Below are 19,668 nucleotides of genomic sequence, written 5' to 3'. Positions count from 1 at the left end.
GGTGCCCGTTCAGGCGGGCCGCTTGAAGGTGAGCGTCAGGCTCCGCGAGCCCTGCATCTGTCCGGACCCGATGAACTGGACTCCTCCACTCGCGGTGACCTGGAAAGAGAGCTGCGCCTCGGCGAGCGGGAGGGGGCCGCCGCGGTCGGCGACGTCCTGGAAGACCTGCTGCAGGGCGTCGACTGCCTCGGCGAGGCTCTTGCGCAGCGGACCGAGGGGGACCGCGCGCAACACCGCGTCGCCGTCGCGGCTGAACAGACTGCCCATGCTGTCGTTGCTCTGGGCGGCGAGCGCGATGTCCTCCTCGGTCGCGGTGACCCAGAAGTTCAGGGTCTGCCCGTCCACCGCCCCGCTCTGCCCGTTTTCTCCGACCCGGTCCAGTGCCTGCTCGCCCATGCGGTTACCGTCCCCCTCGGCCGTGCCGTGTCTTCGTCAGCTGTGCTGGGGGACAACTCTAGTTCCACCAGGGGCTTCTACGGCCGGAGTTGCGGTGGCTCACGTCAGTCGTCGGCCCCGCCCGCGAGGACGTACAGCCGCAGTCCCGTCTCCAGTTCGCCGTACGCCTGCTCCTCCTCCGTGGTCGCGCGGGTGTATCCGGCTCGGGCGATCACGCGCTGGGAGGCGGCGTTGTCGGGTTCGATGGTGGCGCAGAGGCTGCGTACGTCGTCGCGGGCCAGGGCCCAGTCGGACAGGGCGCGCAGGGCCTCCGTGGCGTAGCCCCGGCCGCGGGCGCTCTCGGCGAGGTCGTAGCCGACCTCCGCGCGGCCGTCCTCGTCCGGGGCGCCGTGGAAGCCCATGCCGCCGATCGCACGGCCGTCCTCCCGTCGTACGAGGACGAAGAGGCCGAACTCCGGGCGGTGGACGCCCGCCTCGTACGCCTTGAGGGTCATGCCGGCGGCCTCGCGGGTGCCCTCGAAGGGGCCGTCCTCGACCCAGTCGAAGTCGCCGTCGCCGCCCGCGGCCAGTTCGGCGGCGGAGGCGGGGGTGACGCCCTGGAGGGTCAGGCGGTCGGTGGACAGGACGAGGTTGTTGCTCCAGCGCCACCCGGTGCGCGGGGCACGACCGGGGAGCTCGCCGCGTCCGGTGGCCCACAGCAGGGTGCGCCAGGGGTCGGGGCCCGGCTGGACCTCGGGGAAGATCCGGGTCAGCACGTACTCGGGGAGATGGGCGGGGGGTCCGTACGCCAGGCCCAGGCCCTCGGCGATGTCGTGGGCGTGCAGCAGCACCTCGGCGACGCCCATCGCGGCGAAGCCCGTGCGGTTGGCGCTGCGGAAGGGGTACGGGTGGAAGGCGCGGACCTCGCGCGGGGTGGTGCGCAGGGTCGCGGCGAACAGGACACCGGTCGTCTCGATCACGTGGAGTGCGCCCTCGGCGCCGGTGCCGTCGTCCAGGGAGATCTCGAAGGGGACGTACGCCTCCTGGGCCCGGCCCGCCAACTGCCCCGCGTACGCGATCAGATCGCCCGCGATGTGCTCGGCCGTCTGGAGGCAGCTCCACTCCAGCCGGCCGGCCGGCACCCCGGCCCAGTCGCGGTCCACCGCCTTCCGCAGGACCGCCACCGCGTCCGCGACGGCCTCCGTCACCCGTTCCGCGCCCATGTCTTCCATGCGGGCAGGCTAAGGCGCGGGGCGCCTCAGAGCGACAGCATTTCCAGCTCCGAGGTGAGGTTGTAACGGGCTGTGGCCTCCCATTCCCGTGCCCCGTACGGCGTCCTGAACAGGCGAGGCAGATCCAGCAGTTGGCGCAGGACGGCGGACCTGCCCTCGCGGAAGGCGTCGGACGGCACGAAGCCGTACTCCTCGCGGACGGCGGCCGTGTAGGCGGCGTACGCGGAGGGCGGGGCGGCGAGGATCGCGAGGTCGGCGTCGCACAGGACCTGGCCGTCGCGGTCGTCGTCGGCGGGGGCGTGGGTGGTGGTGAGGCGGACGAGACGGGCCACCTCGGCCGTCCCGTCGGCGGGGAGCCCGGCCTCGGGAAGGGCGCGTTCGGCCAGGCGGGCGGAGCGCTCCTCGTTCTCCGAGCGGTCCGGGAGGTAGACGGCGTCGTGGAACCAGGCCGCGAGACGCACCAGGTCCGGCCGGTCCGCGTACTCCTGGAGCAGGTCGACGTGGTCGAGGACCGCCGTCAGGTGGGCGAGCGTGTGGTAGCGCCGCTGCGGTTCCTGCCAGCGGCCCAGGAGGTTGTCGGCGTACGGCGCCGGGTCGGGTCCGGCGCCGGCCCGGGCGCTCTCCAGGGCGCGGACGAAACGGTCGCGGAGGTCGTCGAGATCGGGCATGGCCTCATTGTCCCCCGGGCCGCCCCCTGCCACTTTGTCCCCATGACTGCTGACGACGTACGAGACCCCGAACTCCCCGGCCGCCTCCTGACCACCGAACGCGACGCCCTGATCCCCCTCCTGCGCTCCCGCCCGGACGCCGACTTCGCGCTGCCGACGCGGGGGTGTCCGGGGTGGAGCGTGCGCGATGTGCTCGCGCACTGTTCGTCGGCGCTGATCCGGGTGGTGGAGGGCCGGTTCGAGAAGGGCGTCTTCTCGCCCGAGTCCAACGACCGGGACATCGCCGAGCGTGCCGGTTGGTCCCACCAGCAGGTCGTCGACGAGCTGGAGCGCGGGATGACGGAGGCCGGGCCGGTGATCGCCCGGGCGGGCGGGGTGCTGGACATCATCGGGCTGGGCGAGTGGGTGCACGCGGGGGATGTGCGGGAGGTGTTCGGGGTGCCGGGCGCGTACGGGGGCGCGGGGCTGCCCGACGCGCTGGCCCTGCTCGCCCGCGCCACCCGGGAACGCGGCCGGCTTCCCCTCCACGCCGACCTCGACGACCTGGACGAACCGCTCCGCCTCGGCGACACGGCCGGCGTTCGCACCCCGGCCCGCTACATCGGGGACGCGGCCACCCTCGTACGGCTGTACTCGGGGCGGCCGGTGGAGGGGCGGGCGTACGAGCTCGCGGGGGCGGAGGCGGCGGAGCTGAACATCTTCGCCGAGATCGGCTGAGACGCGGCGGTGAGGGGGACCCCGTGGCGGCGTATTCTTGAATTGGACTAGACCTGTAGCCGCCCGAGACCGTCGACGAATGGGGTCCCATGAGCAAGCGTGCAGTCCTGGAGGTGATCGCCCTCGACGTCGAGGACGCGATCGCCGCCCGGGCCGGAGGCGCGGACCGGCTGGAACTGGTGACCGACATGGCGGCGGACGGTCTGACGCCGACGGTCGCCACGGTCGCCGGGATCCGGGGGGCGGTGGACATCCCGGTGCGGGTCATGCTGCGGCTGTCGGACGGGTTCGGCGCCGGGGACGTGCCCCGGGTGGTCCGGGCGACACGCGAGCTGCGGGACGCCGGGGCCGAGGAGTTCGTGCTGGGCTTCCTCGGCGCGGACGGCGATGTGGATCTGGGGGCCGTGGAGCGGGTGGTCGAGGCGCTGGACGGGTCCCGCTGGACCTTCCACCGGGCGATCGACCACGCCGCCGACCGCAACGCCCTGCGCAAGCAGCTGGCCGACCTGCCGGGCCTGGACACCTACCTCACCGCGGGCTCGGCGGCGGGCGTCGACGAGGGGCTCCCCGTGCTGCTCGCGGAGGCGACGCGGACCGGGGAGCCGGGGTACGAGCAGCAACTGCTGGTGGGCGGCGGACTGCGACTGGACCACGTGCCGGACCTGCGGGCGGCCGGCATCGACGCCTTCCACATCGGCGGGGCGGCGCGTCCGGGCGGCTGGCAGGCACCGGTGTCGGCGGACGCCGTGGGGGAGTGGCGGCGGGCGGTGGACGGGGAGGCCCGCTAGTCCTTCGACGGCCACGGCCCGCAGGGAGGTCGCGCGGCGGGCGGGGTGTTCCGCTACGCCTTCAGCGGCCGCAGGCACAGCGACGTGCTGCCGTCCTCGCTGTACTCCGGGTAGGCGATGTAGCCCCCGGCCGGGCAGGTGCCGTCCACCGGGGCGGTGACCCGGAGTTCCGCCTCGGAGGAGTCGCAGGGCTCCGGCTCCAGGTCCTGTTCCGGCCAGGTCGCGTCGTTGCGGGCGCACGAGCCGGCCGTGAGCGTCGGCCGGCCGGCATGGTCACCCGCCCCGGCCACCAGGCCGACGAGCAGCAGCGCCGTGAACGCGAACACGGCCAGCCCCAGCAGTCCCACCGGGACCAGCGCCAGGATGCCCGCCGGACGCCTGAACACCGGCTTGCCGGGGTCCAGGGGCGGCCGGAACCCCGGCGCGACGGGTTCCGGGATCCGCCGGATCCCGGACAGCGCGCCGAGGTTGGACAGCAGGGTGACGGGCGTGATCAGCACCGACAGCGGCCCCCACCAGCCCAGCACCATCGTGTCCGTCTGCATGTCCCGGAAGCTCGCCAGCGCGCAGGTCCGGCAGAACACGCCCTCACGCTTCAGGAACCGCATGATCACCACCATCCCCTGGTGGCCACGGACCGTCACCGGGGCGGCGGGGGCCGCTCCGCAGATCTGGCAGCCGGCCGCCGGCGGGTAGGGCCCCGAGGCATGCGGGTGTGGCCCGGGAGCCGCCTGGTACGGGGACGGGCCCGGAGCCGGCGTCTGCCGGTACGGCCCGGAAGGCTGCCCGTACGGTCCCGAGGGCTGCGGGCGCGGCGCCGAAGTCTGCTGGTACGGCCCGGAATTCGGCGGGTAGGGCCCCGAAGTCGGCTGGTACGCGGGGTGCGAGGGCGGCGGCGTGCTCAACGGGGGCCTTTCCGGGGGGGACATGGCGAAACGCAGCAGCACCCTACTCGGCGAGCGCCCGCGGCAGCGGTGCGGTGTGCGTCACGATGAGCCCCGACACCGCCCGGGTCAGCGCCACGTACAGCCGCCGCAGGCCCGTGCGTTCGTCCGGTTCGCCGTCCACCACTGCCTGCGGCTCGTCCAGGACGACGTAGTCGTACTCGAGGCCCTTGGCGAGGGACGCCGGGACCAGGGTCAGTCGGGTCTCGGCCGTGGTCTCCTCACCGGGGGCCAGGTACGAGATGCCCGCGGCCGTCAGCGCCTTCGCCAGCTCCGGGACCCGGGCGTCGGCGGCGATCAGACCCGTGGAGCCCTCGTTGCGCAGCAACTCCTCGCAGGCGGCGATCACTTCGGCCGCCCCGGACCCCTCGCGCACCTCGAAGAACCCCGGGTTCTCCCGGACCGACGCGACCGGGGTCAGGCCCGGCGCGATGTGCGGCAGCAACCGGGAGGCGTACGTGATGACATCCGTCGGCACGCGGAAACCGGCCGTCAACTCCTCGACCGCACCGTCCGGCTTGCCCAGGTGGGCCAGCGCCTCGTCCCAACTCCGCGTCGCCCACGGGGTGGTGCCCTGCGCGAGGTCGCCCAGGACGGTCGCCGAACCGGTCGAGCAGCGGCGGCCGACCGCGCGGTACTGCATGGGGGAGAGGTCCTGCGCCTCGTCGAGCACCACGTGCCCGAGCGACTGGGTCCGCGCCACGAGATCCGTCGCCTCGTCGATCAACACCGCGTCCGCGGGGGACCACTTGGCCGACTTCACCGACCGCACCGGCTTGGCCCACAGGATCGTCTTCTGCTCGTCCGCGTCGAGGATCCCGTCCGCGTGCTCCGCGAGGAAGTCCGCGTCCGTCAGCAGCCGCAGCACCAGCTTCGCCGGATCCACCGGCGGCCAGATCGCCTTCACCGCCGCCTTCACCGCCGCGTTGCGGGCCACCGCGTCCTGCACACGGTCGTCCGGAGCCTCCCCGGACCGCTCCATCTGCACCAGCACGGCGTGCGCGATGCGCTGCGGAAGGGCCTCACGGGCGGCGCCGTAGCGGATACCCCGGTCCAGCAACTCCCGGACGATCTCCTCGATCTCGTACGCCGGCACCCGCCACCTGCGCGACCCGCGCACCACCATCACCGGCTCGCTCGGCATGGTCACGTGGGAGTACACCGCCCGCCTGAGCACCTCCGCCATCCTCGCGTCGCCCTTGAGGACGGCGGCGGGCGCCTCGTCGGTGCCGCGCACCTCCACGTGCGCCACGAGGTCGTCGACCGTGGCCTGCCTGACCGTCAACTCGCCCAGCGCGGGCAGCACCTGCTCGATGTAGTGCAGGAAGGAGCGGTTCGGTCCGATGACGAGCGTGCCGGTGCGGGCGAGCCGCTCGCGGTGGGCGTAGAGGAGATAGGCGACCCGGTGCAGGCCGACGGCGGTCTTCCCGGTCCCCGGGCCGCCCTGGACGCAGACCGTGCCGCCCAGCCCGGACCGTACGATCTCGTCCTGCTCGGGCTGGATCGTCGCCACGATGTCGCGCATCGGGCCGACGCGCGGGCGCTCGATCTCCTGCTGGAGCAGCTTGCTGGTGGCGGCGGCCTCCGCCGGGTCGGACAGGTGCTCGTCCTCGTACGCCGTGATGTCCCCGCGGGTGTACCCGAAGCGGCGACGCAGCCCGACGTCCATCGGGTCCTTCTTGGACGCCCGGTAGAACGGCTGCGAGACCGGCGCCCGCCAGTCGATCACCATCGGGTCGCCGTCGTGGTCGTGCACGTGCCGGCGCCCGATGTAGAAGCGCTCGCCCTCCGCGCCCTCGGCCCGGTCGGCGCCGGGGGAGTGCAGGTAGTCGAGGCGGCCGAAGAACAGCGGGGTGTCGCTGAGGTCCGCCAGCGCCTTGATCCGTTCGTCGATCTGGCGGGCCAGGACCTCGGCGTTGACCCAGTTCGCGGTGACGTCCTTGATGTCCAGCGACTCGACGTCCTCGCGCATGGCGCGCAGCGCGGCGCGGGAGCCGGCGAGGTGGGAGCGTTCGCGGGCGAGGGGGTCGTCGTCTGCGGGCACGGGAGTGGACGGCCTGGACAAGGGGGTGCCTCCGAAGGTGCTGCGGGCCGCGTGGTGGGATGCCGACCGGTTTCCGTCCGGGCGGCGGCACTCCGTGAGGGAGGCGGGCAAGAGCGGAGATTCTAGAGGGACGGGGTGGGAGCGGGCCAACGAATATCTCCGGCCCCCTGGTCGGCCCCCGGCCGCCCTCTGGCCGGCCCCTAGGGGATCGCCCCTCCTCCTTCAGGGGTGCCTGCACCCGCGGGCCGTACTCAGGTAGCACAGAAACGGGCTACCTGAGACCGATGCCCCCTTTATGCCTGCTCGGCCACCATGGAGACATGAGCGCAGCGACCTTCACCCCAGCCCCCGGTCGCCCGTCCGGGGCGACCCCCGTCTCCGGTGCCCACAACACCCACCGCCTGGGCGACGCCCTCCGGGCGATCCGCGTCTTCGCCGGCGCCGCCTTCGACGTCGTCATACTCGGTGAGTACGGCGAGGAAGCCGGCGTCCGCCGCCGCTGAGTACGGCACCCGGCCCGGGATGAGTACCCGAGCCGATGTCCGGTCGCCCCCTGCGGCGGTTCACTCGGCGGTATGACGACAGCGACCGCACCGGCCCTTCCCGACCGCGACCAGGACCGCCACGCGTGGGTGGCCCCGCTGGTCGCGACCGTCCTGCTGGTCGTCCTCGGCCCGCCCGCCCTGCTGTTCGGCGGACTGTCCGCGATGGCCACCGACTCCTGCGGCCCCGACGACTGCCCGCGGGCGCTGACGGCGTCCCTGACCGTGATCTACGCGATCCTGGAGTTCGGGGTCCTGGTCACCCTGCCCGCCTTCGTCGCCTCCTGGGCCCTGCCCTGGCAGCGCCGCTGGTCCGCCCTGCGCGCGTGGCTGGCGCTCCTCGCGGTGCTGCCGCCGGCGACCGTCCTCGCGCTGGTCTTCACCCTGCTGACGCCGTAGGCGCCCCGGCGCTCAGGCCCCCTCCGTCAGCAGGTCGTCCGCGTCCACGATCCGGTAGGCGTACCCCTGCTCCGCCAGGAAGCGCTGGCGGTGCGCGGCGAAGTCCTGGTCGATGGTGTCGCGGGCGACCACGGAGTAGAAGTGCGCCTGGTGGCCGTCCGCCTTCGGGCGCAGCACCCGTCCGAGCCGCTGGGCCTCCTCCTGGCGGGAGCCGAAGGTGCCCGAGACCTGGATGGCGACGGTCGCCTCCGGCAGGTCGATGGAGAAGTTCGCCACCTTCGACACCACCAGCACGCTGATCTCGCCCTCCCGGAAGGCGTCGAAGAGCTTCTCGCGCTGGGCGTTGGAGGTCTCGCCCTTGATCACGGGGGCGTTCAGATGCTCACCGAGTTCGTCGAGCTGGTCGATGTACTGGCCGATCACCAGGATCTGCTGGCCCGCGAAGCGCTTGACGAGCGCCTCCGTGACCTTCCGCTTGGTCGCGGTCGTGGCACAGAAGCGGTACTTCTCCTCCTGCTCGGCGGTGGCGTAGGCGAGCCGCTCCGAGTCGGTCAGGTTCACCCGCACCTCGACGCAGTCGGCGGGCGCGATGTAGCCCTGCGCCTCGATCTCCTTCCACGGCGCGTCGAACCGCTTGGGCCCGATCAGCGAGAAGACGTCCGACTCCCGGCCGTCCTCCCGCACCAGGGTCGCGGTCAGTCCGAGTCTGCGCCGGGCCTGGAGGTCGGCGGTGAACTTGAAGACGGGCGCGGGCAGCAGATGCACCTCGTCGTAGACGATGAGCCCCCAGTCCCGGGAGTCGAACAGCTCCAGGTGCGGGTAGACGCCCTTCCGCCGGGTCGTCAGCACCTGGTAGGTGGCGATGGTGACCGGCCGGATCTCCTTCTTGGTGCCGCTGTACTCGCCGATCTCCTCCTCGGTCAGCGAGGTCCGCTTCACCAGCTCGTGCTTCCACTGCCGGGCGGAGACGGTGTTGGTGACGAGGATCAGCGTGGTCGACTTGGCCTGCGCCATGGACCCGGCGCCGACCAGGGTCTTGCCCGCACCACAGGGCAGGACGACCACTCCGCTGCCGCCGTGCCAGAAGTTCTCCACGGCCTGCTTCTGGTACGGCCTGAGCGCCCAGCCGTCCTCGGCCAGCTCGATCGGGTGCGCCTCGCCGTCGACGTACCCGGCGAGGTCCTCGGCGGGCCAGCCCAGCTTCAGCAGCGTCTGCTTGATCTGGCCGCGCTCGGAGGGGTGCACGACCACGGTGTCCGGGTCCAGCCGCGCCCCGACCAGCGGGATGATCCGCTTCGAGCGCAGGATCTCCTCGAGCACCGGACGGTCGGTGGTGGTGAGCACGAGTCCGTGGGCGGGGTGCTTGCTGAGCGTGAGCCGTCCGTAGCGGTCCATCGTCTCGGCGACGTCGACGAGCAGGGCGTGCGGCACCGGGTAGCGGCTGTACTGCACCAGGGCGTCGACCACCTGCTCGGCGTCGTGCCCGGCGGCTCGCGCGTTCCACAGCCCCAGCGGGGTCACCCGGTAGGTGTGGATGTGCTCGGGGGCCCGCTCCAGCTCGGCGAACGGCGCGATGGCCCGACGGCAGTCGTCGGCCTGCTCGTGGTCGACCTCGAGCAGCAGGGTCTTGTCGGACTGGACGATGAGAGGACCGTTCACGTACATGCATCCTTCCGCACGGGCCAAACGTCCAGTGTGCCTCAACCAGGGACGATCAAGGGAGGCCGAGGCGGTCGGGGGCTCTCGTGGTGCAACCCCGACCCCCGCTCGGCTGTCTTGACTTGCGGGAGCGGTCTGGGGAGGACACATGGGGATGTCTGCGGGCAGATGGGCCGTCGGCGGGGGAGCGGTCGTGGTGCTGGTGGCGACGGGTGCGTGGGCCCGCTGGCCGTCGGACGCCGACCCCCGGCTGTGGAACCAGGTGCGGCCTGCCATCGAGGCACGGCTCGTGGACCAGTCGCACGGCACCGGGTACGGGGAGAGCGAGCCCGGGCTCGGGGCGCGGTGGTTCTGCCGGGCGGAGGCGGTGGACCTCGACGAGCGGGACGGACTCGTGCGGGCCGGCGTCCGCACCCTGTGCCTGGAGTACGGGGTGCGCGCGGGGCGCCTGGTGGAGTGCAGCGGAGCCGAGGTCCCGCAGGTGCTGCGGCTGCGGCGGGAGGCCGACGGCGACTACACGGTCGTGTCGCAGGAGGAGCCCCCCGAGGGCGCGGGCGGCGCGGAGTGGCTCACGAGCCGCTTCGGCCGCGCGACGACGATCGCCCTCGACACCGGTGTGGCCGCCGGCCCCCTGGAGTCCGAGGCCCGAACCCACTTCGGCCTCCCCGCCGACGCGCCTCTCGCGGAGTGCTGACGGGGTCGCCCGGTGCTGTGCCGGGCGGTCGTCGTCGACACGTGTTGCGCCGGACGGTCGTTGTCGACACCGTGCGAGACGGAGTCGGAGGCCGGAGCCTTATCGGTCTGCCCGCCAGCGCCTCTCGCGGAGTGCTGACGGGGTCGCCCGGTGCTGTGCCGGACGGTCGTCGTCGACACGTGTTGCGCCGGACGGTCGTTGTCGACACCGTGCGAGACGGAGTCGGAGGCCGGAGCCTTATCGGTCTGCCCGCCAGCGCCTCTCGCGGAGTGCTGACGGGGTCGCCCGGTGCTGTGCCGGACGGTCGTCGTCGACACGTGTTGCGCCGGACGGTCGTTGTCGACACGTGTTGCGCCGGACGGTCGTTGTCGACACGTGTTGCGCCGGACCCCCGACACCGTGCGAGACGGAGTCGGGGGTCCGGACCCTTTTCGGTCTGCCCGCCGGATCGCCTCTCGCGGAGTGCTGGCGAGGCCCTACTCGTCCGCGAGTTCCGCCACCCCGGTCACCCGGTGCAGTGGATACGTGCGGACCTCGTCCGCGGTGTGGTCGTAGGCCGTCACGAAGCCGCCCTCGACGCGGATGGGGGCGATGACGCGCTGGCTGGCGGAGCCCTCGGCGTTGACGTAGCCGATCCACAGGGCCTCACCGGTCAGGACGGCGGCCTGCATGGTGGCGAGGGTCTCGGCGGAGCTGGTGCGGGGGAGCTCGCCGGTGGCGGGCAGGGCCTGGTCGCCCTGTCTGCGCGGGGTCGTGGAGGCCAGGTCGCCGGCCCGGATGGCCCGGATCGCGGCCGACAGGAGGGTCGCGTCGGGGACCGGGGGGCCGTCCGGGACGGGCTCGGGGGCCGTGCGCGGCGGGGTGCGGTGGGCGTGGGCGCGGGTGATCAGGACGTCGCCCTCCGCGGACTCGGCGGCCGGTGCGAAGCCCATCGCGCGCAGCCCCTCCAGCAGGGAGGCCGGGTCGGCCTGCGCGGCCAGCACCGTCGGAGCCAGGCGGCGCAGTCGCAGGCCCGCGGCGCGCTTGTCGGCGAGGATCTCGTTGAGCAGGGCGTCGTCGTCGCAGCGGACGTACGCGGAGGCCGCGCCGACCCTGAGGTGGCCGTGTCGGCGGGCCACGTCGTCGATCAGGTACGTCAGCGGCTGTGGCACCGGTGTGCGCGCGTGCGCGGCGAGGAAGGCGTGCAGGTCGGACGCGGACTGGCCGGCGTCCAGGGCACGGCGGACCGAACCGGGGGTGAAGCGGTAGACCGTGGCCCCGCCCTTGGACTCCACGTCGGCCAGGACGTCCAGGACCTCGGCCAGCGACCGTTGCAAGGGGCCCGGGGCCACCGCCGTCAGGTCGGCCTGGAGCAGGACGTGGTCGAGCGGCTCGGGCAGCAGCGGCGCCAGCAGCCGGGCGGCCGCGGCGGACGCGGTGGCCCGCTCGGCGGGGGAGAGCGGTTCGGCGACCACGGGGCGGTGGTGGTGCACGGGGAGCTTGTCCCCGGGGCCCTCCGGCGTCCCGGCCGGCGTCTTCAACGCTCCGGCCGGTGTCTTCGGCGCCCCGGTCGCCGTCTTCGGCGCGGTCAGCCCCAGCAGGGCCCGCCCGTGCCCCGACAGCGCCCCCCGTCCCGTCACGCCCAGCAGCTCCGCCTCCGCCAGCGTCCACTCGGCGAGCCGCGACCGCAGGTCGTCCTCGCGCTGCGGCCCGCGCAGCGGACGCTCCCAGCGCAGCCGGGCCAGCACCGACTCCTTGGACGGCGACGCCCCCTCCGGCAGCCCCGCGAGCAGCGTCAGCACCCGGTGCCGTACCTCGGGCGCCGCGCTGCGGTCCAGTCCCGGGCCCAGCGTCGACAGCGTGCGGTCCTTCGCGTCCCGGCCGCCCACCAGCCCGGACACCCGGGTCGCCGTCAGCCACGCCTCCGCCAGGCGGGCCCAGCGCTGCGCCGGGGGCTGCTCCAGCCACTCGTCGTGGGCCGGGGTCGCCGCGTACCGCTCGTCGGCCTCGCCGTCGGAGGCCAGCAACCCGGCCGCGTACGCCAGCTCCACCCAGAACGCGGCGACCGGTTCGGCCACGTCCAGGGCGACGGCGGTGCGCTTGAGGTCGCGGACGCTCAGCCCGCCGGCCCGCAGCACCGCGGGCCCGCCCTCGTCCCAGTCCTTCAGCAGCTCCTCGACGGTCGCGAGCGCGGTGTAGGCCTGCCCGGCCGCCGTCGCGTCCACAACCTGTGGACGATGGGTCGCCGCGGGCTCCACGCCCGGCGGCAGCGGCTCCACCTCCCGGTGCGCCCGGCCGCCGCGCAGGTGCAGGGCCACCTCCCGCGGGAGTACGACCGTCCCGGGCGCCGTCGGCACCAGCAGCCCCAGGTCCAGCAGCCGGCGCAGATGGGCCGCCGGGTCGGCGGTGACCTGGCCGTAGGGCGGGCCCCACACCAGTCGCGCGAGCACCTCCCGCGACTCCTCCGGGAGCCCGGCGAGCAGGGCCGCCATCCGCTTGCGGTCGGTGAACAGGGCCGTCAGCGAGGCCACCGCGGAGACCGAGTCGTGGGTCGAGCCGAGCCCCGCCGCCGTGACGATGTCCTGGATGCGGCCCGGTGACATCCCCGCCGTGGCCTCCTGCACGGTCGGTCCGAGCCCGGTCGGCGACGGATGCTGCGGCGAGGGCGCGAGCAGTTCGCGGGCCGTGCGGACCAGCCGCAGCCGGTCGTCGTCGCCCCACACCAGGGCCTGCTCGCGCAGGGTGCCGAGGGCGCGCGGGAGGGCCGCCGAGACGGCCGGGTCGCCGCCGTCACCGGTCAGCAGGGCCAGCAGTTCGCCGTAGGGGGCCGGGTCCGCCGCCACCGCCAGCGCCTCCGCCGTCTGGAGCGCGAAACGGTCCAGCCGCTCCAGCGCCCGCACCACCGACGCCCGGGTCCCGGCCCGCGTGGCGAGCTGGGTGAGGTCCGTGGGCACGGGCGTGATGAGGTCGGGGCGGGCACGCAGAAGCGCGGCCAGGGAGTCGTCGTCCCTGGCCCGGAGCGCTTCCGCGAGGGAGCGCGGCGGTACGGCCGGGTTGCTCATCCGACCAACGGTAGCGGGTGGCGCGGCGGGGCAGGGGTGACGGACCCGCGCCCCCGCAGGCGTCCCGCCTCCCGCACGGTCCCCGGGCCCGGTCGGCGACTGGCGCTGCGGCGAGGGCGCGAGCAGTCCGCGGCCGTGCGGACCGGCCGCAGCCGGTCGTCGTCGCCCCGCAGCAGGGCCTGGTCGCGCAGGGTCCCGAGGGCGCGCGGGAGGGCCGCCGGGGCGGCCGGGGCCCCGCCGCCGCCGGTCAGCGGCGCCGGAAGATCGCCGTAGGGGGCCGGGCCGCCGCTGTGACCCGTCCGGTCGGCGGCTGCCTGCGCTAACGTCGTCCCACGGGGTATCCAACGCACCCGCCCCGGAGGGGACTTCGTGGGTATCGAGAGCGACCAGGTCGTCTACGAGTATCTGAGCCGTGTCGGCGATGTCGCGCAGCAGCGGCAGTTGCCGTCGTCCACCCGTATGCGCCTCGTCTCCGAACTGCGCAACGAGATCGACCGGCGGCGCGCCAAGGTCACCGTGGACTCGCCCGCCGCCGTCCGCCGGATCATCGCCAAGCTGGGCAGCCCCGACGAGGTGGTCACCGCCGCCGGCGGCACGGCGGGCAGCGCCCCGCAGGCGCCGGTCGTCGCCATGCCGGTGCAGCGGGACCGGGAGACGGAGGAGGCCGAACGGCCCAGGGGGCTGCGCAAGAACGTCCCCCGGCCGCGCCCCGACACCCCGCCCGAGCCCGCCCCCGCCGCCGACAGGTCCCACGGGCCGCACCTGGCCGGCCTGGACGAACTCGGCGACAGCGCGACCCAGCCCGACTGGTGGCGGGTGGACAGCAGTCCCTTCGGTGTCGGGGACAGCGTGCCGGGGTTCGTGGGCGGGGTGGAGATCCCGGAGCTGCTGAAGCCCCCGCCGCCCAAGGAGGAGAGGAAGCCCGAGCCCGCGCCCGCCGTGGAGGGGACGGCGCCCGCGCCGGTGGTGAAGGCCCGTACGGCCTGGTGGAAGCGCAGGACGACCGCCAAGGCCGTGGAACCCGTCGTCGAGGCCGCCCCGGCCCGCCGCCGGTTCTCCGGTCCCGGGAGCTGGAGCAACCCCCTGCTCCTGCTCGCCGCCGCGCTGCTCGTCGCCGGTGCCGTGCTCGGCAACCTGCTGGTCCTCGTCGTCGGCTGGCTCATCGCGTGGGCCTCACGGCGGCTGAGCGACGCCGAGACCAAGTGGGCCGTCGTGTTCCTGCCGAGCCTCGCGCTCACCGCGGGGATCGTCTGGCTGTGGGGGCGCAACGAGGGCCGCTGGGGCGAGCCGATCGCCCAGGGGCACATGAACGACGCGGTCGCCGAGACCTGGCCGTGGGTGGTGCGGGGGGCGGCCGTGGCGTCGGCGCTGTTCCTGGTGTGGCGCTCGCAGCGGCGGCGGTAGACCACGGGCCGGGGCGCGGGCGCCGGGGCACCGGAAATCGTTGTCCGACGGGCCTGCCCCTTGGGCACAATGGCTCATATGGCCTCTACAAGCACCTTCGCCCCGACCGTCGGCTTCGACCTCGACATGACGCTCGTCGACTCCCGCCCCGGCATCCACGCCTGCTGGGTGGAACTGTCCGAGCGGACCGGGACGTACGTCGACGCGGACCTGGTGGTGACGCGGCTCGGGCCGCCGCTGCTGGAGGAGATGGCGCACTGGTTCCCGGCCGACCAGGTTCCGGCGATGGCGGACCTCTACCGCGAGCTGTACCCGACGTACGCCATCACCGGCACCCTGGCGATGCCCGGCGCCCGTGAGGCCGTACGCGCCGTTCAGGAGGCCGGCGGGCGGGCGATCGTGGTGACGGCCAAGTGGGAGCCCAACGCCAAGCTGCACATGGAGCACCTGGGCATGGAGCCGGACGCGGTGATCGGCAACCTGTGGGCCGAGGGCAAGGGCGAGGCCCTGCGCGAGCACGGCGCGAGCGTGTACGTCGGGGACCATGTCGGCGATGTGCGCGGGGCGCGGATAGCCGAGGCGCTCTCGGTCGCCGTGACCACCGGCCCGTGCACCGCCGAGGAACTGACCCAGGCCGGAGCCGATGTCGTCCTCGGTGCTCTCACCGAGTTCCCGGGGTGGTTTTCGGACTACCGCCCGGACGGTGTTCCGGCCCGCGCCTGACGCCTTCCCGCCGCGACCGATTGCAGCACACCCGCACCGGCCACCACGAAACCGACAGCCATGAGCATGCTCAATCCGAACATGTACGTCGGAAAAGGCGTCGTCCCGAGCAGGAACGGGGCCACGGTGACCAGAGTGGCGACCGCGCCGATGAAGAACACGATGGCTCCGGCACGGATCAGTCGGTCACCGGGAGCGGCGGAATTCGTTTGGGTTTTGTCACGCACCGGACCAGGGTAGTTCCCTGCGCGAAGGAACAACCGGGCGACGTCTTGTCACCGGCCTGAAGACCATTAGCCTTGGTACCGGCGGGTCCCGACGACCCGCCCCAGTGCTATCAAGAGCCGTTTCAGAAGCAGTTTTCCGACGAGTACGAGGACGAGGACAGACGTGCCTACCGGCAAGGTCAAGTGGTTCAACAGCGAGAAGGGCTTCGGCTTTCTCTCCCGCGACGACGGCGGTGACGTCTTCGTCCATTCCTCGGTCCTCCCCGCCGGAGTCGAGACGCTCAAGCCCGGTCAGCGGGTGGAGTTCGGAGTGGTCGCGGGACAACGCGGTGACCAGGCCCTCTCGGTGGCCATCCTGGACCCGACGCCCTCGGTCGCGGCGGCGACCCGCAAGAAGCCGGACGAACTGGCCTCGATCGTCCAGGATCTGACGACTCTCCTGGAGAACATCACACCGATGCTGGAGCGCGGCCGCTACCCGGACAAGGCCGCCGGGAAGAAGATCGCCGGTCTGCTGCGCGCGGTCGCCGACCAGCTCGACGTGTAGTCAGCACGGCACGGGACGAGGCGCCGTCGGTCTCGTCCCGTGGACGTGTCGCCGGCCCTGGGAATGCCGACGTCGCCCCATGGCCGTACACCCCGAAGCGCCTCAGACGAACGACAACGCGTCCGGCCGCAAAGCCGGCACAAGGCCTTCCGCGGCCGCCCGGGTCAACAGCCCGCGAATCGCCGCATATCCGTCCTCGCCGAGGTCGGCGGTGAACTCGTTGACGTACAGACCGATGTGCTGGTCGGCGACCGCGGGATCCATCTCCTGCGCGTGCTCCATGACATAGGGCCGGGAAACCTCGGGCGCGTCCCAGGCGGCCCGCACGGACGCGCGGACGGACTCGGCGAGCAGCGACAAACGCTCCGCCCCCAGCGACCTCTTGGCGATGATCGCCCCCAGCGGAATGGGCAGCCCGGTCGTCGACTCCCAGTGCTCGCCCATGTCCGCGAGCTTGTGTAGACCGTAGTTCTGGTACGTGAAACGCGCCTCGTGGATCACGAGCCCCGCGTCGACCTTCCCGTCCCGCACGGCCGGCATGATCTCGTGGAACGGCAGCACCACGATCTCCCCGACCCCGCCCGGCAGCACGTCCGCCGCCCACAGCCGGAACAGCAGGTACGCCGTCGACTTCTCGGACGGCACGGCGACCGTACGGCCCGTGAGGTCCACACCGGCCTCCCGCGTCAGCACCAGCGGCCCGCAGCCCCGGCCCAGCGCACCCCCGCACGGCAGCAGCGCGTACTCGTCGAGGACGTACGGCAGCACGGCGTACGACACCTTCAGCACATCGAACTCACCGCGCTCGGCCATCCCGTTGGTGATGTCGATGTCGGCGAAGGTCACGTCCAGCGCGGGCGCCCCGGGCACCCGGCCGTGCGCGAGGGCGTCGAAGACGAACGTGTCGTTCGGGCAGGGGGAGTACGCGATCCGCAGCGATGCGGTCGTCGGCTCAGTCGTCATGGTGTCTCCAACTCTCCAGTACGGGCCCGAGCTTCCCGAACCCCTCCGTCAGGGCCGCGAGCGCGTCACCGATGCGCCAGGCGGCCCGGTCGCGCGGACCGACCGGGTTGGACACGGCACGGACCTCCAGCACGGGCACACCGTGCGCCCCGGCCGCCTCGGCGACCCCGAAGCCCTCCATGGCCTCGGCGAGGGCGGTGGGATGGCGTTCCCGCAGGGCACTCGCGCGGGCGGCCGTACCGGTCACCGTGGAGACGGTGAGCACGGCTCCGGCCCGCGCCCCGGTCGCGGCCACCGCGGCGCGTACGAGTGCCGCGGGCGGACGGTGGGTGACGGTGCCGAACCCCAGCTCGGTCACCGGCACGAACCCCTCGGCGGTCTCCGCCCCGAGATCGGCCGCGGTGATCTCGTCGGCGACGACGAGCGAGCCGAGCGGCGCGTGCGGCAGGAACCCCCCGGCGATCCCGGCGGAGACCACGAGGCCGTAGCCGGAGCCCTCCAGGGCGGCCCGGGTGAGCGCGGTGGCGGTGCCTGCGGCGGCGAGAGCGGGCCCGACCCCCACGGCGAGGACGTCGACGGCCGGCGCCGGGCCCGTGAACGCACGGGCCACCGCGTCCCGTTCGACCGGGACCGCGGTGGCCACGAGGATGCGCATCGGAATCAGCGGATCAGTAGTCGGAGTTCTCCAGCTTGAAGTTCCAGACGCCCTTGTACTCCTTGCTCTCGCCGGAGGACTGCTTGTCCTGCTCGACGATGCTGATGTACAGCGTCTTCTGCGGGGCCTGGCCCTGCTGCTGGGCGAACAGGTCGACGCCGTCGAAGGAGTAGTACGTCTTCTTGTAGGCGTACGTCATCTGCTGGCCGTTGATCCACAGCGCCCAGCCGGTGTCCGCGATCTCGGGGTCGACGCCGACGCGCAGGGTCTCGCTCTGCTTGACCTTGATCGTCTTGACGTCCGACTTCTCCAGGGCGCACTTGGCGGCCTTCGCCTTGCCGAGGTCGTTGCCGTCGTCGTAGCAGACGGCCTCGGAGCTCACCGAGGTCGAACCGACCGTGACGGTGACGCGCGGCGTCGGCTTGTCGCAGGCCGACAGGACGAGCAGTCCGGCGGAAACGAGGCCGGCGGCGGCGACGGCGCGGCGGCGTCGCACATCGGATTGCAGCGTGGTCATGGCGGAAGGCTATCGGGCGGGTACAGCGGTCCCTTTATGCGGGGTGCGGCGAGCCCTGTTCGTTACGCCACTCGCGCCGTGGCGGAGCTGCCGTGCCGTGCCGAGCTCAGCAGCCCCTTGGCGGTGGCCAGCCAGCCCGCGGCGACGACCGCGGCGGCCACCGAGAGGCCGAGATAGCCGTTGAGCGGCATCACGATGCCGACCGCGCCGCCGAACACCCACGACACCTGGAGCAGCGTCTCGGAGCGGGCGAACGCCGAGGTGCGGACCAGTTCGGGCACGTCCCGCTGGATCAGCGCGTCCAGGGACAGCTTCGACAGGGCCTGCGCGAACCCGGCGACCGCCGCGAGACACGCCACCAGGAACGCACCGAAGAAGATCGCCGCCGTGATCGCCGCCCCCAGCACGATCGCCACCACCGTCACGATGATGATCTCCGGCGCCCGTGACCTGAGCCACGCCCCGACCGCCGTGCCGAGCGCGTTGCCCGCGCCCGCCGACACGGCCACCAGGCCCAGGGAGACCGCCGCGCTCTCGCCGGTCAGCGGATGCTCGCGCAGCAGGAAGGCGAGGAAGAAGGTGAGGAAGCCGGAGAGCCAGCGCAGGGCCGCGTTCGCGCCGAGGGCGTGGGTGACGGCGGTGCCGACCGTGCGCAGCCCGGGCCGCTTGACCGGCTTGAGGTGCGGCCCGTGCAGATGTTCCTCGTCGGCGGCGAGCAGCGCCACGTCCTCGCCCTTGGCCGAGTCGACCTTCGGCGGCAGCGAGAAGGACAGGAACGTCCCGGCGATGAAGATCACGAAGGCGCCGTAGAGCGGCCAGCGCGGTCCGATGGCCTGGAGCCCCGCGCCGACGGGGGCCGCGATGCCGGTGGCGAGGAGGCCGCCGAGGGTGACGCGGGAGTTCGCCTTGACGAGGGAGAAGCGGGGCGGGAGCAGACGGGGCACGACCGCGCTTCTGACGACGCCGTACGCCTTGGAGGCCACCAGTACGCCGAGCGCCGCCGGATACAGCTCCAGACTGCCCGTGGCCACCGCCCCGGCGATGATCAGGGCGAGCATCGCCCGGGCGAGCATGGCACCCGCCATGGCGGCCCGGCGACCGTGCGGGAGGCGGTCGAGAAGGGGGCCGATCACGGGCGCGAGGACCGTGAAGGGCGCCATGGTGATGGCGAGGTACAGCGCGACGCGCCCGCGGGCCTCGTCGGTCGGCACCGAGAAGAAGACCGTGGAGGCGAGGGCGACGGTGATCATCACGTCCCCCGCGCCGTTGACCGCGTGCAGTTCGATCAGCTTGCCGAGGCCGGACTCGCCCGCCCCGTGCGCGTGGGTCGCCTTGCGGATGCCGCGGGCCGTACCGGTGAAGGGCAGGTGCAGGGCGCGGCCGACAGCGCGCACGGGCCCTGTCCTCTGGGTAAACCGGCCCGAACCGCCACCGCTCCCGGTGGCTCCCTGGGGTGTCCTCGTGGCTGCCACCCCGTCATAGTGCCCCGAGAAGGCTGTGAGTAGTGCGCTTACCGCGCGTATGAGCGC

Annotated in this window: 20 protein-coding genes and 1 pseudogene; 8 read left to right on the top strand and 13 right to left on the bottom strand. The window is 73.3% G+C overall.

The genetic code is table 11. The features are described from left to right. Positions 1-9: 9 nt before the first annotated feature. The 3 genes from M2163_RS23650 to M2163_RS23640 form a co-directional block, all read right to left on the bottom strand. A complete protein-coding gene (locus tag M2163_RS23650; RefSeq protein ID WP_280850820.1) occupies positions 10-396 on the bottom strand; it encodes a hypothetical protein in 387 nt (128 codons plus the stop codon). Between the two features lie 104 nt (positions 397-500). Next, positions 501-1,607 (bottom strand): GNAT family N-acetyltransferase, encoded by a 1,107-nt coding sequence (locus M2163_RS23645; RefSeq protein ID WP_280894950.1) that lies wholly within the window; start codon positions 1,605-1,607, stop codon positions 501-503. A 26-nt stretch (positions 1,608-1,633) separates the two neighbouring features. Then, positions 1,634-2,275, bottom strand: a complete 642-nt coding sequence (locus M2163_RS23640) for a hypothetical protein (RefSeq protein ID WP_280894949.1) — start codon at positions 2,273-2,275, stop codon at positions 1,634-1,636. A gap of 42 nt (positions 2,276-2,317) precedes the next feature. On the opposite strand from M2163_RS23640, the gene M2163_RS23635 reads away from it, so the two are divergent. Together M2163_RS23635 and M2163_RS23630 are read left to right on the top strand one after the other, a co-directional pair. Then, positions 2,318-2,992, top strand: coding sequence for a maleylpyruvate isomerase family mycothiol-dependent enzyme (locus M2163_RS23635; RefSeq protein ID WP_280850823.1), 675 nt, complete (start codon positions 2,318-2,320; stop codon positions 2,990-2,992). Positions 2,993-3,081: 89 nt separating this feature from the next. After that, positions 3,082-3,780 carry a copper homeostasis protein CutC gene (locus tag M2163_RS23630; RefSeq protein WP_280850824.1) on the top strand — a complete coding sequence of 233 codons (699 nt, stop codon included), beginning with the start codon at positions 3,082-3,084 and terminating at the stop codon, positions 3,778-3,780. Positions 3,781-3,833: 53 nt separating this feature from the next. Here the strand turns inward: M2163_RS23630 and M2163_RS23625 are convergent, their stop codons facing one another. Both M2163_RS23625 and M2163_RS23620 read right to left on the bottom strand, forming a co-directional pair. Next, complete coding sequence (locus M2163_RS23625; protein ID WP_280894948.1) at positions 3,834-4,388, bottom strand: hypothetical protein; 555 nt, start codon at positions 4,386-4,388, stop codon at positions 3,834-3,836. Positions 4,389-4,728: 340 nt separating this feature from the next. Continuing rightward, positions 4,729-6,696 carry a UvrD-helicase domain-containing protein gene (locus M2163_RS23620; RefSeq protein ID WP_280897303.1) on the bottom strand — a complete coding sequence of 656 codons (1,968 nt, stop codon included), beginning with the start codon at positions 6,694-6,696 and terminating at the stop codon, positions 4,729-4,731. Positions 6,697-7,088: 392 nt separating this feature from the next. On the opposite strand from M2163_RS23620, the gene M2163_RS23615 reads away from it, so the two are divergent. Beyond that, entirely contained in the window at positions 7,089-7,271 is a 183-nt protein-coding gene (locus M2163_RS23615; RefSeq protein ID WP_280850826.1) for a hypothetical protein, read from the top strand. A 72-nt stretch (positions 7,272-7,343) separates the two neighbouring features. Beyond that, a complete protein-coding gene (locus M2163_RS23610) occupies positions 7,344-7,709 on the top strand; it encodes a hypothetical protein (RefSeq protein WP_280850827.1) in 366 nt (121 codons plus the stop codon). A gap of 12 nt (positions 7,710-7,721) precedes the next feature. Here M2163_RS23610 and M2163_RS23605 read toward each other — a convergent pair whose 3' ends face one another. Further along, positions 7,722-9,368 (bottom strand): DNA repair helicase XPB, encoded by a 1,647-nt coding sequence (locus tag M2163_RS23605; protein WP_280894947.1) that lies wholly within the window; start codon positions 9,366-9,368, stop codon positions 7,722-7,724. Positions 9,369-9,522: 154 nt separating this feature from the next. Here M2163_RS23605 and M2163_RS23600 point away from each other — a divergent pair, with 154 nt between their 5' ends. Then, positions 9,523-10,062, top strand: a complete 540-nt coding sequence (locus M2163_RS23600) for a hypothetical protein (protein WP_280894946.1) — start codon at positions 9,523-9,525, stop codon at positions 10,060-10,062. Between the two features lie 476 nt (positions 10,063-10,538). Here M2163_RS23600 and M2163_RS23595 read toward each other — a convergent pair whose 3' ends face one another. Together M2163_RS23595 and M2163_RS23590 are read right to left on the bottom strand one after the other, a co-directional pair. After that, entirely contained in the window at positions 10,539-13,103 is a 2,565-nt protein-coding gene (locus M2163_RS23595) for a helicase C-terminal domain-containing protein (protein WP_280897302.1), read from the bottom strand. Positions 13,104-13,184: 81 nt separating this feature from the next. Next, positions 13,185-13,384 (bottom strand): annotated as a pseudogene (locus M2163_RS23590) (hypothetical protein); the annotation flags it as partial. An 88-nt stretch (positions 13,385-13,472) separates the two neighbouring features. Here M2163_RS23590 and M2163_RS23585 point away from each other — a divergent pair. Together M2163_RS23585 and M2163_RS23580 are read left to right on the top strand one after the other, a co-directional pair. Further along, the gene (locus tag M2163_RS23585) at positions 13,473-14,507 is read left to right on the top strand and encodes a hypothetical protein (RefSeq protein ID WP_280894945.1); all 1,035 of its coding nucleotides are present in this window, start codon (positions 13,473-13,475) and stop codon (positions 14,505-14,507) included. Between the two features lie 78 nt (positions 14,508-14,585). Continuing rightward, positions 14,586-15,230 carry a haloacid dehalogenase-like hydrolase gene (locus tag M2163_RS23580; RefSeq protein WP_280850831.1) on the top strand — a complete coding sequence of 215 codons (645 nt, stop codon included), beginning with the start codon at positions 14,586-14,588 and terminating at the stop codon, positions 15,228-15,230. Here M2163_RS23580 and M2163_RS23575 read toward each other — a convergent pair. Next, on the bottom strand, positions 15,197-15,457 hold the full coding sequence (locus tag M2163_RS23575; protein ID WP_007382864.1) for a hypothetical protein: 261 nt from the start codon (positions 15,455-15,457) through the stop codon (positions 15,197-15,199). The two genes, M2163_RS23580 and M2163_RS23575, sit on opposite strands and share 34 nt — an antisense overlap. Before the next feature lie 163 nt (positions 15,458-15,620). On the opposite strand from M2163_RS23575, the gene M2163_RS23570 reads away from it, so the two are divergent. After that, positions 15,621-16,004 carry a cold-shock protein gene (locus M2163_RS23570; RefSeq protein ID WP_020140317.1) on the top strand — a complete coding sequence of 128 codons (384 nt, stop codon included), beginning with the start codon at positions 15,621-15,623 and terminating at the stop codon, positions 16,002-16,004. Between the two features lie 102 nt (positions 16,005-16,106). Here the strand turns inward: M2163_RS23570 and M2163_RS23565 are convergent, their stop codons facing one another. The 4 genes from M2163_RS23565 to M2163_RS23550 form a co-directional block, all read right to left on the bottom strand. Then, positions 16,107-16,967 (bottom strand): 1,4-dihydroxy-6-naphthoate synthase, encoded by an 861-nt coding sequence (locus tag M2163_RS23565; RefSeq protein ID WP_280850832.1) that lies wholly within the window; start codon positions 16,965-16,967, stop codon positions 16,107-16,109. Continuing rightward, positions 16,957-17,622, bottom strand: coding sequence for a futalosine hydrolase (locus M2163_RS23560; RefSeq protein ID WP_280850833.1), 666 nt, complete (start codon positions 17,620-17,622; stop codon positions 16,957-16,959). The genes M2163_RS23565 and M2163_RS23560 overlap by 11 nt, the downstream gene beginning before the upstream one ends. A 13-nt stretch (positions 17,623-17,635) precedes the next feature. Continuing rightward, complete coding sequence (locus tag M2163_RS23555) at positions 17,636-18,139, bottom strand: hypothetical protein (protein WP_280850834.1); 504 nt, start codon at positions 18,137-18,139, stop codon at positions 17,636-17,638. A gap of 62 nt (positions 18,140-18,201) precedes the next feature. Further along, entirely contained in the window at positions 18,202-19,611 is a 1,410-nt protein-coding gene (locus M2163_RS23550; RefSeq protein WP_280850835.1) for an MFS transporter, read from the bottom strand. Positions 19,612-19,668 lie beyond the last annotated feature (57 nt).

The sequence above is a fragment of the Streptomyces sp. SAI-135 genome (assembly GCF_029893805.1).
GTDB lineage: Bacteria > Actinomycetota > Actinomycetes > Streptomycetales > Streptomycetaceae > Streptomyces.
Note: the sequence above shows the minus strand (reverse complement) of the source record. Positions and strands in the feature narration are given on the sequence as shown.

What these genes read in the sequence shown, in the direction of transcription:
- M2163_RS23645 (WP_280894950.1), bottom strand. Translation starts at nt 1,607, where the DNA reads ATGGAAGACATGGGCGCGGAACGGGTGACGGAGGCCGTCGCGGACGCG.
- M2163_RS23615 (WP_280850826.1), top strand. Translation starts at nt 7,089, where the DNA reads ATGAGCGCAGCGACCTTCACCCCAGCCCCCGGTCGCCCGTCCGGGGCG.
- M2163_RS23595 (WP_280897302.1), bottom strand. Translation starts at nt 13,103, where the DNA reads ATGAGCAACCCGGCCGTACCGCCGCGCTCCCTCGCGGAAGCGCTCCGG.
- M2163_RS23560 (WP_280850833.1), bottom strand. Translation starts at nt 17,622, where the DNA reads ATGCGCATCCTCGTGGCCACCGCGGTCCCGGTCGAACGGGACGCGGTG.
- M2163_RS23625 (WP_280894948.1), bottom strand. Translation starts at nt 4,388, where the DNA reads ATGCGGTTCCTGAAGCGTGAGGGCGTGTTCTGCCGGACCTGCGCGCTG.
- M2163_RS23650 (WP_280850820.1), bottom strand. Translation starts at nt 396, where the DNA reads ATGGGCGAGCAGGCACTGGACCGGGTCGGAGAAAACGGGCAGAGCGGG.
- M2163_RS23640 (WP_280894949.1), bottom strand. Translation starts at nt 2,275, where the DNA reads ATGCCCGATCTCGACGACCTCCGCGACCGTTTCGTCCGCGCCCTGGAG.
- M2163_RS23630 (WP_280850824.1), top strand. Translation starts at nt 3,082, where the DNA reads ATGAGCAAGCGTGCAGTCCTGGAGGTGATCGCCCTCGACGTCGAGGAC.
- M2163_RS23555 (WP_280850834.1), bottom strand. Translation starts at nt 18,139, where the DNA reads ATGACCACGCTGCAATCCGATGTGCGACGCCGCCGCGCCGTCGCCGCC.
- M2163_RS23610 (WP_280850827.1), top strand. Translation starts at nt 7,344, where the DNA reads ATGACGACAGCGACCGCACCGGCCCTTCCCGACCGCGACCAGGACCGC.
- M2163_RS23635 (WP_280850823.1), top strand. Translation starts at nt 2,318, where the DNA reads ATGACTGCTGACGACGTACGAGACCCCGAACTCCCCGGCCGCCTCCTG.
- M2163_RS23620 (WP_280897303.1), bottom strand. Translation starts at nt 6,696, where the DNA reads ATGCGCGAGGACGTCGAGTCGCTGGACATCAAGGACGTCACCGCGAAC.
- M2163_RS23565 (WP_280850832.1), bottom strand. Translation starts at nt 16,967, where the DNA reads ATGACGACTGAGCCGACGACCGCATCGCTGCGGATCGCGTACTCCCCC.
- M2163_RS23600 (WP_280894946.1), top strand. Translation starts at nt 9,523, where the DNA reads ATGTCTGCGGGCAGATGGGCCGTCGGCGGGGGAGCGGTCGTGGTGCTG.
- M2163_RS23580 (WP_280850831.1), top strand. Translation starts at nt 14,586, where the DNA reads ATGGCCTCTACAAGCACCTTCGCCCCGACCGTCGGCTTCGACCTCGAC.